Genomic DNA, 14474 nt, shown 5'->3' with positions numbered 1-14474 from the left:
TTGACAAACAACACACCACAACGCAGCTCCCCATCACGAGGACCACCACGGTCGGTTGCGATCGCGCCGTGCGGCGGATCAAGATTTTGACTGTCGCCCCCGGTCGGACCGTTCCGGTCCTTCGCTGGAGCAACTCGAAGAGCTTATCCCTGCCTGGTTCGGCGTGTCAACTTGACTTCTCAAGTCTGCGCGCTTCCCCGGCAGGCTGCTGAGCAACCTTAGCATGAACGAGGTCCGAACTCTCGGGCTGATCTTTGCCGGTCACCCCCGCGGGTCCGAACCCTTTCGGGACCCTTGCCGCGGCGACTCGGAATACATTACACACGAGCCAGGACCGGCGCAAAGTGCCGGTCCTGGCTCGTGCGGAAGAGGTGCCGCAGGCTGCGCTGCCCTCTCGGGTCACGCCGGCCGTGGAGGGGCCGTCGCTCCTCGCGGCGCCGACGGAAGCCGGACAGTGAGGACTCCCTCGGCCCGGCACCGGGCCCGCAGGAACTAGTCCGTGAAGGTGACCGCGGCGAGGTTCTTCTTGCCGCGCCGAAGCAGCACGAAACGTCCGTGCAGGAGGTCGTCCGAGGTGACCACGGCGTCCTCCCCCGTGATCTTGTGGTTGTTGAGGGACACACCACCCTCCTTGAGCGTGCGCCGCGCCGCGGACTTGGACTCGGACAGTCCAGTGCCCACCAGCAGGTCCACGACCGGCTGCTCCCGCCGCCCGGTCACCGTCGTGCCGGGCAGCGCGTCGGCCACGGCCGCGAGGGTGGACTCGTCCAGTTCCTCGAACGCGCCCTTGCCGAACACTGCGGCGGACGCCTCGGTGGCCTGCCGGGTGGCCTCGGCGCCGTGCACCAGCGTGTTGACGTCCTCCGCGAGCACGCGCTGGGCCTCGCGGCGGTACGGCTCCTCGCGGGTGAGACGTTCGAGCTCCGCGATCTCCTCGCGGGTGCGGAACGTGAAGACCTTCAGACGGTCCGCCACATCCGCGTCAGCGGTGTTGAGCCAGAACTGGTAGAAGGCGTAGGGCGAGGTCAGCTCCGGGTTCAGCCAGATGGCGTTGCCCTCCGACTTGCCGAACTTGGTGCCGTCCGAGTTGGTGATCAACGGGGTGCCGATGGCGTGCACCGCGGCCCCTTCGGCCTTGCGCACGAGGTCCGTTCCCGACGTGAGGTTGCCCCATTGGTCCGAGCCGCCAGTCTGCAGGGTGCAGCCGTACTGCCGGAAGAGATTGAGGAAGTCCAGTCCCTGCAGGATCTGGTAGCTGAACTCGGTGTAGGAGATCCCCTCCTCCGAGTTCAGACGCTTGGCCACGATGTCCTTCTTGATCATGGTGCCCACGCGGAAGTTCTTGCCGATGTCCCGCAGGAAGTCGATGGCCGACAGCTGCGACGTCCAGTCCAGGTTGTTGACCATGCGCGCCGGGTTCTCCCCCTCGAAGGACAGGAAGCGCTGCACCTGCGCACGCAGCATCTCAACCCACTCGGCCACGGTCTCGCGCGAGTTGAGGACGCGTTCTGACGTCTGTCGCGGGTCTCCGATGAGCCCCGTGGACCCACCCACCAGGCCGATGGGGTGGTGCCCCGCGAGCTGGAGCCGGCGCAGCAGCAGCAGCTGCACCAGGTGGCCCAGGTGCAGCGAGGACGCCGTGGGATCGAAGCCGCAGTAGTAGGTGATGGGCTCACCGTCCAGCGCCGCCTGCAGGGCCTCCGGGTCCGTGGAGACCTGGACCAGGCCCCGCCAGTTCAGTTCCTCCCAGAGGGAGGAGAACGAGGGATCGTTGTGCTGCGTGCTGAGATCGGTGGTTGACACGCCGACCAATTTATCAGGAGAGGGGCTGGGGCTCCCCGCCCTGCTCCGCGATGCCGGTGGGCATGCCGTGCGCGCCCACGAGGTGCAGCCGCTGGGTGGGCCGGGTCATGGCCACGTACAGGTTGCCCGCCCCGCCCGCGGGGTCCCCGGCGATGTCGTTCGGCTCGACGACCACGACAGAGTCGAACTCCAGGCCCTTGGCGTCCCACGGGGTGAGGACCATGATGCGCCGGTCCAGGCTGCGCATGCCCGCGGCGACCATCCCGGGGAACCCTCGGTCCAGGGCCCGGCCAACCGCGCCGATGAGGTGGCCCGGGCACACGACCCCCACGAGGCCGCCGACGAGGGCGTCGAGCTCGGCACCCACGCACCGCACCACCGCGTGCGTCACCTCGTCCTCGGTGCCCGTGCACAGGACATCGGGCGCCTCGCCGTCGCGCACGGCCCGGGGGTCGGACACGGTGAGGTTCGCGGCGCGCGCCACCCGCGCGGCGGCGTCGGCGATCGGCTGGGGTGTGCGGTAGTTGACCGTGAGCTCCTCGAGGTGGAAGCGCTCCCCCACGAACGGTTCGAGCGCTTCGGACCACGTGCGAGCGGCCGCGGCGTTGCCCGCCTGCGCGATGTCCCCCACCACGGTGAACGACTTCAGGGGGCACCGACGCATCAGCACGCGCCACTGCATGGGCGACAGCTCCTGCGCCTCGTCCACGACCACGTGCCCGTAGGCCCACGTGCGGTCCGACGACGCCGCCTCGGCCGCGGTCATGCGGTGCGGCGCCTCGGCGTTGAACGCCGTGAGCTGCTCGACCGTCACGACGCCCTGGGCACCGATGTCCTCGAAGCCCTCGGCCATGGCCTCCAGGGCCTTCTGCGCCGACTCCTGGGACTTGCGCTCCTCGAGCGACCGGTCTCCGCGCACGGTGATGCCCGCGGACTCGAAGTCCCCGAGCAGCTCGGCCGCCTCGTCGAGCAGGGCGACGTCCGCGACCGTGAGCGGCGCGTCCGCGGGGCGCAGCAGGCGCGCGACCTCCGCGTCACTCAGCTCCGGGGCGGCGGAGCGCAGGTAGTGCTCCTTGCTGAACAGCTGGCCCACGAGCTGCTGGGGCGTCAGGGGCAGCCACAGCAGGTTGAGTGCGATCCTGACCTCGCGGGACTGCCGCAGGTCCTCCTTGAGGTACGAGCGGTCCATGGTGGAGCCGGCCTTCTCGTTCAGCTCGTCCCCGAGCTTCTGCGCGAGCTCCTTGATGACCACCTTCACGAATGTCTCGCGGGCCTCGTTGTGCGGCTTGCCGGTCGCGCGGGCGCGCTCCCGCGCGCGACGCACGAGAGACCGGGAGAGCTTCACGCGGTGGCCGTCGACCGTGAGCCACTGGGCGCGGGGCGGGACCTTCTGGCGGTCGGCGACCGCCCGGGCGACCACGTCCACCATGTGCAGCCCCGACTTCCAGCGGGCGACCCAGGGGTCCGACTCGACCGTGCCGTGGACGCCCGGGTAGAGGTCCGCGAGCGAGGACATCACCACGCCCGTCTCGCCGAGGGCCGGCAGCACGCGCTCGATGTACCAGAGGAACGAGGATGACGGACCCACGATCAGCACACCGGACTTGGCCAGCCGTTCCCGGTGCTCGTAGAGCAGGAACGCCGCGCGGTGCAGGGCCACGGCCGTCTTGCCCGTGCCGGGTCCGCCCTGAACCACCCTCACACCGGACAGCGGCGCCCGGATGATCCGGTCCTGCTCGGCCTGGATGGTGGCCACGATGTCCGTCATGCGGCCCGTGCGCTCGGAGTTCAGCGCGGCGATCAGCGCGCCCTCCCCGTGCACCACGTCCTCGTCCGCGACCCGCTCCGCGTCGAAGACGTCGTCCTCGATCGCGGTCACGTCCCGCCCGTCCATGATGAGGTGGCGGCGGCGCACGAGGTCCATGGGGTTCGCGGCCGTGGCCTGGTAGAAGGCGCCCGCCTCACGGGCGCGCCAGTCCAGCACGAGCCGGCGGTGGTCCTCGGTGGCCAGACCGAGCCTGCCCACGTAGTGCCGTTCGTCCTCCGTGGTGTCCAGGCGGCCGAACACGAGCCGCTCGTCCACGGCGTTGAGCTGGGTGAGCCGGTCCTCGTAGTGGGTGGCGAACGCATCGCGCTCCGAACGGGCCTGGTGGCCTCCGCCGAACTGGGTGGTCCGCACCCGGCGCAGCTCGCGCTCGCTCTGCGCCCGCAGCTCGTCGAGCCGTGCGTAGGCCGTGGCGACGTGCTCGCGCTCCAGCTCGAGTTGCCGGGACACTCCCACGGTTGCGGATTCCTCCACGCAGTTCACCTCACGCACACAGCCGGAAACGCCGGTTCCTTGACCGGCGATCGACCATCCTACCGTTCGGCCGACGCCGCCGGGGCGCTCACACGCGCAGCAGCGCGCGCACCCGGTGCCCACCCAGCTGGGCGCGACCGCGCAGCGCGGTGAGCTCCATGATCACGCCGAACCCCGCGACGTTGTAGCCGCCCCGGGTCAGCAGGGACGCCGCGGCGCCGAGTGTTCCGCCGGTGGCCAGGACGTCGTCGAGCACGAGCACGCGCGCACCCCGCGGGGCGTCGTCGGTGTGGATCTCCAGCGTCCCGGTGCCGTACTCGAGGTTGTACGACTGGGAGATGGTCTCCCGGGGCAGCTTGCCCTCCTTGCGCACGGGAATGATCCCGGCCCCGGAGGCGTAGGCCACGGCGGCGGCGATCATGAAGCCGCGCGCCTCCACGCCGGCCACGCAGTCGTACTGGCCGTCGAAGGCGTCCACGAGGGCGTCCACCGTGCGGTGGAACCCGGGCCCGTCCGCGAACAGCGGTGTGAGGTCACGGAACAGCACCCCCGGCTCGGGGTGGTCGGGGATCTTGGCGCACAACCGGTCGATCATCTGTTCCACGGATTCAGTCACCCGGTCATCGTATCCGTCCCAGCCGGTTCCGCCCCCTCGGAGTCAGCGGGTGCGCCGCCGTTTCACTGCGGCCCTGCGGTACGGGGACACCGTGGGTTCCCCGGGCAGGGCGAAGCGCCATGGGAAGGCATCCGTGCCGCCCTCCCCGGACACTCCCGTGCGCGGGGTCTCGAGGAACTCCTCCGGTGCAGGCTCCGCGAGCGCCAGACCCGTCCAGGTGGTTCCCTCCCGCTCGGCCACGGCCTCGCGGGCACGGGCCACGGGATCGGGCGAAGCCCCGAGATCGACGATCGCGGCGGCGTCGTCCTCTAGGGTGAGCCCGAGGGCCTGGGCGGTGTTGCCGGGTCCGCGCGCCAGGGTGGCGAACGGGGGTTCCGAGCTGCGCGTGGCCAGCCGACGCCGCGTGGCGGGCTCGGTCCCCAGGACCACCTCTCCGGAGCGGATCAGGATGCCACCGCCCGTGCCCTCGGGGCGGCACACGACGTTCACGGCGTGGTGCAGCCCGTAGGTGAAGTAGACGTAGAGGTGCCCGGGCGGCCCGAACATGGCGGCGTTGCGGGCGGTGCGACCGCGGAAGGTGTGCGCCCCGGGGTCCGGGAGGTCCGAGTCCTGCGGACCGCCGTAGGCCTCCACCTCCGTGAGGCGCAGCGCGACCGTGCCGGTGTCCCGCGCGCAGACGAGCACGGCCCCGAGGAGGCGGGGAGCGACGTCGGGCGCGGGCCGGGACAGCAGCTCGTGCAGCGCGGGGCTCACGAGATGACGGGCTCGCGCGTCTCGAACTCGGCAAGCTCCGCGAGTTGCCGCTTCAGCTCCGTGAGCTGCCGGGCCACGGCCTCGGGCGCGGTCCCGCCCTGCGAGCTGCGGGAGGCGAGCGAACCGGCCACCGTGAGCACCTCGCGCACGCCCGGTGTGAGGTGCGTCGAGATGGCCGCGAACTGCTCGTCCGTGAGGTCCCACAGCTCGATACCCTGCTCCTCGCACACGCGCACGGCCTCCCCCGAGATCTCGTGGGCCTCGCGGAAGGGCACACCCTGGCGCACGAGCCACTCCGCCACGTCCGTGGCGAGCGCGAAGCCCTGCGGTGCGAGCTCCGCGAGGCGATCGGGGTGGAACTCGAGCGTGGCCATCATCCCGGCGACCGCCGGCAGCAGCACCTCGAGCTGGTCGATCGCGTCGAAGACCGGCTCCTTGTCCTCCTGCAGGTCGCGGTTGTAGGCGAGCGGCAGGCCCTTGAGCGTGGCCAGCAGACCCGTGAGGTCGCCGATGAGCCGCCCCGCCTTGCCGCGCGCGAGCTCCGCGACGTCCGGGTTCTTCTTCTGCGGCATGATCGAGGAGCCCGTGGAGAAGGCGTCGTCCAGGGTCACGAAGGAGAACTCCTTGGTGGCCCACGTGGTGACCTCCTCGCTCATGCGCGAGACGTCCACCGCGGCCATCGCGCACACCCACGCGAACTCGGCGTAGACGTCCCGCGAGGCCGTGCCGTCGATCGAGTTGTGCACTGCGGAGTCGAAGCCGAGCTCCGAGGCCACGGCATTCGGGTCCAGCCCCAGGGAGGAGCCCGCGAGCGCTCCGGAGCCGTAGGGCGAGACGGCCGCGCGGCGGTCCCAGTCCACGAACCGCTGGACGTCCCGCAGCACGGCCCACGCGTGGGCCAGCAGGTGGTGGGACAGCAGCACCGGCTGGGCGTGCTGCAGGTGCGTGCGCCCCGGCATGGGGGCGTTCGGGTGGCGCTCGGCCTGCTCAATCAGCGCGCGCACCACGTCCAGCAGGTTGCGGGCCACGATCGAGGCGTGGTCCCGCAGGTACATGCGCCCGAGCGTGGCGATCTGGTCGTTGCGGGAGCGCCCGGCCCGCAGCTTGCCGCCCAGCTGGGCCCCGGCTCGCTCGATCAGTCCGCGCTCGAGGCAGCCGTGGACGTCCTCGTCCGAGGGCGCCGGGGCGTACGCGCCGCTGCGCACGTCCGCCTCGAGCCGGTCCAGGGCGTCGAGCATGCCCGCGAGCTCGGCGTCGTCCAGCAACCCCGCGGTGTGCAGCACCCGGGCGTGCGCGCGGGAGCCCGCGATGTCGTACGGCGCCAGGCGCCAGTCGAACTGGGTGGAGCGGCTCAGCTCGGCGAGCGCGTCCGCCGGTCCCCCGGCAAAGCGGCCACCCCACAGGGCGCCCTCGTTGGTTCCGTGCTGCTCGTGCTGGGCCATGGTGCTCCTCGCTGACGTGTGCTGTGGTTCGTGGGCCGGGCGCCGCGTCCCCTGCGGGTCGAGTGGCGCGTGCGCTGTCCCCCGCGGGGGCCGAGTCGCGCGTGCGGCGACCCTGCGGGGGCCGGGGACGACGCCGCCCGGCGTGGTGAACGGCCGGGCTCCAGTCTAGGAGCCCGGCCGTCAGGGTCCGCCCGTGGGCGGTGGGGCCGCGCTGCCGCGGCCACCGGGTGTCACTTACCGGCGAGTCCCTGCTCGCGCCGGGACGCGACCTTGGAGGACATGCCGAACAGCTCGATGAAGCCGCGGGCGTTGGACTGGTCGAAGGAGTCGCCCTCGTCGTACGTGGCCAGGTTGAAGTCGTACAGCCCGGTGTTCGAACGGCGACCGGTCACCGTGGCCCGCCCGGCGTGCAGCTCCATGCGGATGTCGCCGTTCACGTAGGTCTGGGTGTCCTGGATGAACACGTCGAGAGACTTCTTCAGCGGGGAGAACCACTGGCCGTCGTAGACGAGCTCCGTCCAGCGCTGGCCCACGGTCTTCTTGAAGCGGGCCTGTTCGCGCTCGATGGTGACGTTCTCGAGCTCCTGGTGCGCGGCGATCAGCGCCATGGCACCGGGGGCCTCGTAGATCTCGCGGGACTTGATGCCCACGAGGCGGTCCTCCACGATGTCGATCCGGCCCACGCCCTGCGCGCCGGCGCGGCGGTTCATCTCCTGGATGGCCTGCAGCGGCGTGACGGGCTTGCCGTCGATCGCCACGGGGACGCCCCTCTCGAACGTGATCACGACCTCGTCCGCGGCGGGCGGGAAGGTGGGGTCGTCCGTGTAGTCGTAGACGTCCTTGGTGGGCCCGTTCCAGATGTCCTCGAGGAAGCCCGTCTCCACCGCACGGCCCCACACGTTCTGGTCGATCGAGAACGGGTTCTTCTTGGTGGTCTCGATCGGCAGGTTGTTCTGCTCCGCGTAGGTGATGGCCTTCTCACGGGTCAGCGCGAGGTCCCGCACCGGGGCGATGCACTTGAGCTCCGGACCGAGGGTCTGGATGCCCACCTCGAAGCGGACCTGGTCGTTGCCCTTGCCCGTGCAGCCGTGGGCCACCGTGGTGGCTCCGAACTTCTTCGCGGCCGCCACCAGGTGCTTGACGATCACCGGGCGGGACACGGCGGAGACCAGCGGGTACGAGTCCATGTACAGGCCGTTGGCCTGCAGCGCGGGCATGCAGTACTCGCTCGCGAACTCGTCCCGGGCATCGGCCACGTACGCCTCGACGGCGCCGCAGTCCAGAGCGCGCTGGCGGATGGTCTCCAGGTCCTCGCCACCCTGTCCCACGTCCACGGCCACGGCCACGACCTCGGCACCGGTGGCCTCACCGATCCACCCGATGGCCACGGACGTGTCCAGTCCACCCGAGTAGGCCAATACCACGCGATCACTCACGGTGCTTCCCTCCACACTGCTCAACGACGACTCTGACTGCACGGGACATCCCGCGCTTCGTGCATGACTATACACGCCAGTCAGTATTTATGCATCGAGGGTGAGTTCGCGCTTCAGGATCTTGCCCGTGGGGCCCTTGGGCAGCTCGTCGGTGACGCGGTAGATGCGGGGGTACTTGTACTTGGCCACCCGTTCCTGCACGAAGGCGTCCAGCTCCCGGGTCAGCGCTTCGTTGCCCTTGGACTCGAGCACACCGGACTCGAACACGACCACGGCGCCGACCTCCTCGCCGTGCTTCTCGTCCGGGACCCCCACCACGGCGGCCTCGACCACGCCCGGGAACTGGTAGATGACCTCCTCGACCTCACGCGGGTACACGTTGTAGCCGCCGCGCAGGATCATGTCCTTCTTGCGGTCCACGATGAAGAACATGCCGTCCTCGTCCTGGCGGGCCATGTCCCCCGTGTGGAACCAGCCGCCACGCATGGCCTCCTCGGTGGCCTCCGGCTTGTGCCAGTAGCCCTTCATGACGTACTGGCCGGCCACCACGAGCTCGCCGACCTCGCCGGTGGGGACCTCGTTGTCCTGGCCGTCCACCACCCGCAGCTGCGCCCCGCGCACCTCGGAGCCGATGGAACCCGGCTTGCGCACGTTGCCGGGCTGGTTGAAGCACACCACGGGAGAGGTCTCCGAGAGCCCGTAGCCCTCGAACACCGTGGTGCCGAAGACCTTCTCGAACTTGGCCAGGACCTCCACGGGCATGGACGAGCCGCCCGAGACCCCGGCGCGCAGGTCGATCCCCTCCACGGCCTGCGGATCCTGCCCGGACTGGTGCAGCAACGCGACGTACATGGTGGGCACGCCGGCGAAGATGGTCACCCGGTCCCGGCGCAGCACCTCCAGCGCCTTGGCCGGGTGGAAGCGCGGCAGCAGCGTGACGGTGGCACCGGCGCAGATCACGCCGTTCAGCGCCACGGTCTGGCCGAACACGTGGAAGAACGGGAGTCCGCCGAACATCACGTCCCCGTGGGCCAGGTTGAAGACCTCACCGGCGACCTCCGCGTTGGACAGGAGATTGTGGTGGGTCAGCTCCGCACCCTTGGGCCGGCCCGTGGTGCCGGAGGTGTACAGCAGCACCGCGGTGTCCGAGTCCGCGCGCTCCACGACCTCGTGGTCGGGATCCACGGCCTGCAGCCGCCCCACCGTGCCCTGGGCGCTGATGGGCAGGACGTTGAGCCCGTCGATCTCCTCGGCCGCCTTCTGGCTGGCCTCGGCCATGTCCTCCCACGCGAGCACGAAGGAGACCCCCGCGTCCTGGAAGTGGTAGGTCAGTTCACGGGGAGTGAGCAGCGGGTTGAGGGGCACCACGATGCCGCCCGCGCGCAGGATCGCGTAGTAGAGCACGGCCATGTGCGGCACGTTGGGCAGCACGAGCGCCACACGGTCCCCGGGACGGATCCCGTTGGCCTTCAGCAGCGCCGCGCCGCGGGCCGAGAGGTCGTTGAGCTGGTCGTAGCTCATGTGGAGGTCGTCGAGGATGATCACGGGATCCGAGCCGTACTTCTCGGCCGACGTGGTGAGCAGGGTGGCCAGATTTGTCATGGATCCTCCAGGTAGGAATGTGAGTTCTACCACGTGATACTGCCCGTATCGGGTATCTGAGTCAAACACCGTCACCGCCCCGGCTGGGGCGTGGGAGACTGGAGCGCGCCGCACCGTGACCCCTCCCCCGGGGTGCCACGGAGCGGCAGCAGTGAACATCAGCACCAGGCCCGCCAGGCAGCGGGCCGCTCAGTGTCGGAGGATGCCCCGTGACCGATCAGCAGAGCGCCGCTCAGACCCCCCAGTTCACGGACGAGGAGCTCGCCTACGTGGCCTCCCTGTTCGACGCCGCCCGCAACGGCGACACCCCGATGCTGCGCACTGCCGTGGAGGCCGGCGTTCCGGTGAACCTCACCAACGACAAGGGAGACACCCTGCTCAACCTCGCCGCGTACCTCGAGCGGGAGGACACGGTGGAGATGCTGCTGGAGAAGGGTGCGGACACCGAGCGCGTGAGCGACATGGGGTTCACCGCCCTGGTCTGCGCCGTGTTCCGCGGCAACGAGCCGATCGCCCGGGCGCTGCTGGAGGCCGGTGCGGGCCAGGCCACGGGGCACCAGCATGCTCAGGACGTCGCACGGGTCTTCGGCCAGGAGCACCTGCTGCCGCTGCTCGAGAGCTTCGAGACGCGCGAGTCCTGAGCCGCGCCGGCAGCTCCGGGACCTGCGCCGCAACGACGGCGCGGGGGCCCAGGGCAACGGGGTCCACTCCAAGAGGCGAGACGAGCAGAGGGCGCCGCGGGCGGCGTCGTCGGCGGGGCGGCCCGCGCCGGCCAGCTCAGCGGGCGAGGTCCAGGAACCGCTGCGCGAGCTGCTCGCCGCCCTGCGGGTCCCGGCTGACCACCATGATGGTGTCGTCCCCGGCGATCGTGCCCAGGATCTCGGGGGTGACCGAGTGGTCGATCGCGGACGCGAAGTACTGCGCGGCTCCGGGCGGGGTGCGCAGGATCACCAGGTTGGCGCTGCCCTCCGCCGTGACCAGCAGCTCGCGGCACAGTGCCCCGAGCTTGGCCTCGGTGCTCTCGCGCGTGATGCCGCTCGCCGGGGAGCGGTCCGCCCCTGCCATGGGCACCGCGTAGACCATCCCGCCCCGCGGAGAGCGCACCCGGACGGCCTCCAGCTCCACGAGGTCCCGCGACAGGGTGGCCTGGGTGACCTGGATGCCGTCCGCGGCCAGCAGCTCCGCGAGCTCCGCCTGCGAGTGGACGTCCCCGCCCGTCACGAGGTCCAGGATCCGCGCCTGCCGGGCGGTCTTGGTCGTGGGGATGCTCATCGCGTCTCCTCCCGTCGCAGGGCCGCCGGCAGGTCCGCGGACAGTCCCGAGGAGTCCAGCAGGAACGTCAGCAGCGCCTTCTGGGCGTGGAGCCGGTTCTCGGCCTCGTCCCACACGAGGGACGCCGGCCCGTCGATGACCTCGGCGGCGACCTCCAGCCCGCGGTAGGCGGGCAGGCAGTGCAGGAACACCGCGTGCTCCGCGGCGAGCGCCATGGCCTCGGGGGTCACCGAGTACGGCCGAAAGATCTCGGAGCGCTCGGCCTTCTCGCTCTCCTGCCCCATGGACACCCACGTGTCCGTCACGACGGCGTCCGCGCCCGCGAGCGCCTCGCCCGCGTCGGTGGTGACGAGCACCGATCCGCCCGTCTGCGCGGCCCGCTCGCGTGCCGCGTCCACCACGTCCTCCCGCGGCAGGAACCCCTCCGGGCCCGCGATCCGCACGTGCATTCCGGCGGTGGCGCAGCCCAGCAGGTAGGAGTTGGCCATGTTGTTCGCGGAGTCACCCAGGTACACCAGGGTGCGCCCGGCCACGTCCCCGAAGTGCTCCCGGAGGGTGAGCAGGTCCGCGAGGATCTGGCACGGGTGGTAGTCGTCCGTGAGGGCGTTGACCACGGGCACGCTGCTGTGCTCGGCCATCTCCTCCAGCCCGGTCTGCCCGTACGTGCGCCACACGATCGCCGAGAGCATGCGGGAGAGCACGCGGGCACTGTCCGCCACGCTCTCCTTGTGCCCCAGCTGGGACTCCCCCGGGTTGATGACGAGGGGGTTCCCGCCGAGGTCGCTGACCCCGGCGGCGAACGAGACCCGGGTGCGCGTGGAGGTCTTGTCGAAGATCACCCCCACCGTCTGCGGGCCGGCGAGCGGACGCCGCGAGAAGCGGTCCGCCTTGAGGGCGGCGGCGAGGTCCAGGACCTCGGTCTGCTCCTCGGGGCTCAGATCGGTGTCGACCAGGAAGTGGCGCAGCACGCGGGGTTCTCCTTCGGTTCGCGGGGCCCCAGCGGGACCGGGATCTCGGACGCGCCGTGTCGGGCGCGGGGAGGCAGGGATTCCTCCCAGGGGCAGAGTCTCAGGTGGAGCTGACGGTGCGCAGCAGGTCGGGCAGCGCGGACACGAACGTGTCCACCTCCTGCCGGGTCACGATCAGCGGCGGCGCCAGGCGCACCGTGGCCGGTCCGGTCGCGTTGACCAGGAACCCCGCGTCCCGCGCGGCGGCCACGAGACGCGGGGCCACGGCGTCGTCGGGAGCGCTCGGGACGAGGTCGAATCCCACGAGCAGCCCGTACCCGCGCACGTCCGTCACGCCGGGGACGTCCCGCAGCCGGGCGGCGAGGTGCTCCCCCACCGCGCGGGCGTTCTCGAGCAGGCCCTCGTCACGGATGGTCCTGACAGTGGCGAGCGCGGCCGCGGCCGCCAACGGGTTGCCGCCGAACGTGGTCCCGTGCTGGCCGGCACCGAGCAACCCGGACACCTCGGGGCCCGCCGTGAGCAGGGCCCCGATGGGGAAGCCGCCGCCCAGTCCCTTGGCGAGCGTCACGGCGTCCGGGAACTCGCCCCCGGGCAGCTGGGACGTGCTCGCGAGCCAGTCGCCGGTGCGCCCGATCCCGGACTGCACCTCGTCCACGACCAGCAGGGCGCCGTGCTCCCGTGTGAGCTCTCTGGCCCGCGCCAGGTAGCCCTCCGGGAGTCCACGGACACCGGCCTCGCCCTGCACCGGCTCCACGATCAGTGCGGCCACCGTGTCGTCCAGCTCGGCCGCGAGTGCCTCGACCGTGGCCGGGACGTGGCTCACCCCGCCGGGCAGCGGCTCGAAGGGTGCGCGGTAGGCCTCCTTGGCCGTGAGCGCGAGCGATCCCATGGTCCGCCCGTGGAACGCGTGCTCCAGCGCGAGCACGCGCGTCCGCGGGCGCCCCTGGGCATCCGGGTGCTCCCTGCCGTGCCGGCGCGCGAGCTTGAACGCGGCCTCGTTCGCCTCGGAGCCGGAGTTCGCGAAGAACACGTGGGATCCCGACGGTGCCGCGGTGACCTCCAGGAGCTCCCGTGCCAGCTCGACGACCTCCGGGGTCGTGAACAGGTTGGACACGTGCGCCAGCCGACCCGCCTGCTCCGCGACGGCCCGCACCCACGCCGGATGCGCGTGGCCCAGGGAGTTGACGGCGATGCCCGCGAGCAGGTCCAGGTAGCGGCGGCCGTCGGCGTCCGTGACGCGGCACCCCTGCCCCTCGACGAGCACGAGCGCCGGATCCCCGAACACCCCCAGCAGGTTGTCCCGGTACCCGTCCAGCAGTTCCGTGGTCCGACTCATGCGATGACCTCCTCGTCCGGTGTGACCTCGGTGCCGATGCCCGTGTCCGTGAAGATCTCCAGCAGCGACGAGTGCTCGGAGCGCCCGTCCACGATGCTCGCCCGTGGCACGCCGCCGTCCACCGCGCGCAGGGCCGCACGCATCTTGGGGATCATCCCGGACTCCAGGGACGGCAGCATCCCCCGCAGCTCGGAGGCCGTGAGCGAGGAGATCAGGGACGAGCGGTCCGGCCAGTCCGCGTAGAGCCCCTCGACGTCCGTGAGGGCCACGAACTTCTCCGCCCCCAGGGCCACCGCGACCTCCGCGGCGGCCGTGTCCGCGTTGACGTTGAGGACCTGGCCCGTGAGCGCACCGCGCCCCGCGGTGTCGTCCTCCGGATCCGCGAGCTCGGGGGCGATCGAGGCGATCACCGGGATCTTGCCGATGCCCAGCAGCTGCTCGACCGCCGCGGTGTTCACGCGAGTGACGGTGCCCACGAGACCGAGGTCCAGCGGGGCGCCGTCGGAACCGGTGCGGACGCGGCGGGCCTGCAGCAGCCCGGCGTCCTCCCCGGACATGCCCACCGCGTACGGCCCGTGGGCGTTGATCAGGCCCACGAGCTCGCGGCCCACCTGGCCCGTGAGGACCATGCGGATCACGTTGACGGCCTCCTCCGAGGTAACGCGCAGCCCGTCCCGGAACTCGGAGTGGATGCCCAGGGCCTGCAGCATGGCGCTGATCTGCGGGCCGCCGCCGTGGACCACCACGGGGCGGATTCCCACGTGGCGCAGGAAGACGATGTCCTCCGCGAACGCGCGGCGCAGCTGGTCGTCGACCATGGCGTTGCCGCCGTACTTGAAGACCATGGTGGAGCCCGCGTAGCGCTGGATCCAGGGCAGGGCCTCCATGAGCGTCTCCGCCTTGGAGCGGGCGGTGTCGTACCGGGTGCTGTCGCTGAGTCGTGACAT

Annotated in this window: 12 protein-coding genes; 1 reads left to right on the top strand and 11 read right to left on the bottom strand. The window is 71.2% G+C overall.

Annotated features, from left to right (window positions below; translation table 11 throughout):
* Positions 1–492 precede the first annotated feature (492 nt).
* The 7 genes from tyrS to HMPREF2833_RS01575 form a co-directional block, all read right to left on the bottom strand.
* Positions 493–1803 carry a tyrosine--tRNA ligase gene (gene tyrS, locus HMPREF2833_RS01605; RefSeq protein WP_070636402.1) on the bottom strand — a complete coding sequence of 437 codons (1311 nt, stop codon included), beginning with the start codon at positions 1801–1803 and terminating at the stop codon, positions 493–495.
* 13 nt (positions 1804–1816) lie between these two features.
* Positions 1817–4102: a HelD family protein gene (locus tag HMPREF2833_RS01600; protein ID WP_371441071.1), complete on the bottom strand. Its 2286-nt coding sequence runs from the start codon at positions 4100–4102 to the stop codon at positions 1817–1819.
* Positions 4103–4190: 88 nt separating this feature from the next.
* Entirely contained in the window at positions 4191–4718 is a 528-nt protein-coding gene (locus tag HMPREF2833_RS01595; RefSeq protein ID WP_019310942.1) for an adenine phosphoribosyltransferase, read from the bottom strand.
* A gap of 42 nt (positions 4719–4760) precedes the next feature.
* Positions 4761–5471, bottom strand: coding sequence for a DNA-3-methyladenine glycosylase (locus HMPREF2833_RS01590; protein ID WP_070636398.1), 711 nt, complete (start codon positions 5469–5471; stop codon positions 4761–4763).
* Positions 5468–6913 (bottom strand): argininosuccinate lyase, encoded by a 1446-nt coding sequence (gene argH / locus HMPREF2833_RS01585; protein WP_070636396.1) that lies wholly within the window; start codon positions 6911–6913, stop codon positions 5468–5470. Before argH ends, HMPREF2833_RS01590 begins: the two co-directional genes overlap by 4 nt.
* A gap of 230 nt (positions 6914–7143) precedes the next feature.
* Positions 7144–8349, bottom strand: a complete 1206-nt coding sequence (locus HMPREF2833_RS01580; RefSeq protein WP_059280768.1) for an argininosuccinate synthase — start codon at positions 8347–8349, stop codon at positions 7144–7146.
* 87 nt (positions 8350–8436) lie between these two features.
* Positions 8437–9951, bottom strand: coding sequence for a long-chain-fatty-acid--CoA ligase (locus tag HMPREF2833_RS01575; RefSeq protein WP_059280747.1), 1515 nt, complete (start codon positions 9949–9951; stop codon positions 8437–8439).
* Between the two features lie 209 nt (positions 9952–10160).
* On the opposite strand from HMPREF2833_RS01575, the gene HMPREF2833_RS01570 reads away from it, so the two are divergent.
* Positions 10161–10592, top strand: a complete 432-nt coding sequence (locus HMPREF2833_RS01570; RefSeq protein ID WP_059280748.1) for an ankyrin repeat domain-containing protein — start codon at positions 10161–10163, stop codon at positions 10590–10592.
* Between the two features lie 136 nt (positions 10593–10728).
* Here the strand turns inward: HMPREF2833_RS01570 and HMPREF2833_RS01565 are convergent, their stop codons facing one another.
* The 4 genes from HMPREF2833_RS01565 to argB all read right to left on the bottom strand — a co-directional run bounded on the left by HMPREF2833_RS01565 (position 10729) and on the right by argB (position 14474).
* Complete coding sequence (locus HMPREF2833_RS01565) at positions 10729–11223, bottom strand: arginine repressor (protein ID WP_019310936.1); 495 nt, start codon at positions 11221–11223, stop codon at positions 10729–10731.
* Positions 11220–12191: an ornithine carbamoyltransferase gene (gene argF, locus HMPREF2833_RS01560; protein ID WP_070636394.1), complete on the bottom strand. Its 972-nt coding sequence runs from the start codon at positions 12189–12191 to the stop codon at positions 11220–11222. Before argF ends, HMPREF2833_RS01565 begins: the two co-directional genes overlap by 4 nt.
* A 100-nt stretch (positions 12192–12291) precedes the next feature.
* A complete protein-coding gene (locus HMPREF2833_RS01555; RefSeq protein ID WP_070636392.1) occupies positions 12292–13527 on the bottom strand; it encodes an acetylornithine transaminase in 1236 nt (411 codons plus the stop codon).
* On the bottom strand, positions 13524–14474 hold the full coding sequence (gene argB / locus HMPREF2833_RS01550; protein ID WP_070636390.1) for an acetylglutamate kinase: 951 nt from the start codon (positions 14472–14474) through the stop codon (positions 13524–13526). The genes HMPREF2833_RS01555 and argB overlap by 4 nt, the downstream gene beginning before the upstream one ends.

This window comes from Kocuria sp. HMSC066H03, assembly GCF_001812045.1.
Classification (GTDB): Bacteria; Actinomycetota; Actinomycetes; order Actinomycetales; family Micrococcaceae; genus Kocuria; species Kocuria rhizophila.
Note: the sequence above shows the minus strand (reverse complement) of the source record. Positions and strands in the feature narration are given on the sequence as shown.

What these genes read in the sequence shown, in the direction of transcription:
- HMPREF2833_RS01555 (WP_070636392.1), bottom strand. Translation starts at nt 13,527, where the DNA reads ATGAGTCGGACCACGGAACTGCTGGACGGGTACCGGGACAACCTGCTG.
- argH (WP_070636396.1), bottom strand. Translation starts at nt 6,913, where the DNA reads ATGGCCCAGCACGAGCAGCACGGAACCAACGAGGGCGCCCTGTGGGGT.
- argB (WP_070636390.1), bottom strand. Translation starts at nt 14,474, where the DNA reads ATGTCACGACTCAGCGACAGCACCCGGTACGACACCGCCCGCTCCAAG.
- HMPREF2833_RS01575 (WP_059280747.1), bottom strand. Translation starts at nt 9,951, where the DNA reads ATGACAAATCTGGCCACCCTGCTCACCACGTCGGCCGAGAAGTACGGC.
- HMPREF2833_RS01565 (WP_019310936.1), bottom strand. Translation starts at nt 11,223, where the DNA reads ATGAGCATCCCCACGACCAAGACCGCCCGGCAGGCGCGGATCCTGGAC.